This window comes from Klebsiella sp. HMSC16A12, assembly GCF_001808265.1.
Taxonomy (GTDB): domain Bacteria; phylum Pseudomonadota; class Gammaproteobacteria; order Enterobacterales; family Enterobacteriaceae; genus Klebsiella; species Klebsiella pneumoniae.
Genome location: NZ_KV792525.1, coordinates 1 through 1,337 on the forward strand (window position 1 = coordinate 1; position 1,337 = coordinate 1,337).

The following is a 1,337-nucleotide window of genomic DNA, read 5'->3' on the forward strand; positions in this document are numbered from 1 at the left end:
AAAACGGAATCTATGGTCACTCCCGTTTTTGCAACACCGATTTTGACGACAAGTTGGCTTGCTTGAATCTATCCGGCGTCTGAATGGGATTTTATTCCCGCGCCTTGATGAGTTCCGCGCCTGATGAACCTCCAGAAAATATACGGCTTCAATGAGCCTTTCCGTTTTACAGGTTCCTCAACAGGCCGGTGGGCCGTTAGTATCATCAATATCAGTATTCGCAAAACCAGATCAGTAATTCTTTAAACCGGTGTATTTCTGCCGTTATGCTACATAAGTTTGCTGTCGTGCCGTTAGGGCCCAGGCTATTCTGGCCAGCTTGTTTGCCAGAGCACAAGTGACGACAAAGTTGCTTTTCCGGCACAGTAAATCCCTGACCCAATCGGCCAATTTGCCAGACTGGTGTTCCAGTTTTTGTATGAATACCCTGGCACATTGAACCAACAAAGTTCGGATCTTTTTATTACCTCGCTTACTAATTCCCAGCAATGTCGTCCTACCTCCCGTGCTGTACTGCCGAGGTACAAGCCCTGTTGCCGCCGCAAAGTCACGGCTGCTGGCGTACTGCTTCCCGTCGCCAATCTCAGTTGAAATAGTACTCGCTGTCAGTGTTCCGACGCAGGGAATGCTCAGCAAGCGCTGTCCAACCTCATCTTCGTCCAACTTTCGTTTCAACTGGGATTCCAAATCTTTAATCTGCTCAACAAGATAGTGATAATGCTGTTGTAATTTCAGCAATAACTGGCTGAGGTAAAGAGGCAAACTATTATCCTCAAGAATGGTACTCAGTCGGCTAATAACGGCAGCTCCTCGGGGAACGCTAATGCCAAATTCCAGCAGAAAAGCATGCATTTGATTGGTTGTTTTTACCTTATCCTGAACCAGGGATTCACGGACACGATGCAGAGCCCGCATTGCCTGCTGAGATTCCGTTCTGGGCTGCACAAAACGCATAGACGGACGCGATGCTGCTTCACAAATAGCTTCGGCGTCGACAAAGTCGTTTTTATTGCTTTTAACGAACGGGCGGACAAATTGTGGTGATATCAGCTTTGGGGAATGCCCCAACTCTTCCAACTTGCGTGCCATAAAGTGAGAACCGCCACAGGCTTCCATTGCGATGGTTGTAGCGGGGCATGTCGCCAAAAATTCGATCAACTTTGGCCGGGTAAATTTTTTACGGTAAACAGCCTTCCCGCGACGATCCTGGCAATGAATATGGAAAGAGTTTTTACCCAGATCGATACCAATGAGCGCAATGTTTTCCATGATAGTTCTCCGAATGAAAGCCTGTCCTCAGCATAGTACCGGGAAGGAGGGAGTGACCATCTCATTAA

Annotated in this window: 1 protein-coding gene; it reads right to left on the reverse strand. The window is 47.7% G+C overall.

Annotation, left to right across the window (positions count from 1 at the left end):
* Positions 1-264: 264 nt before the first annotated feature.
* On the reverse strand, positions 265-1,269 hold the full coding sequence (locus HMPREF3140_RS01535; RefSeq protein ID WP_000427623.1) for an IS110-like element IS4321 family transposase: 1,005 nt from the start codon (positions 1,267-1,269) through the stop codon (positions 265-267).
* Between the last annotated feature and the right edge of the window lie 68 nt (positions 1,270-1,337).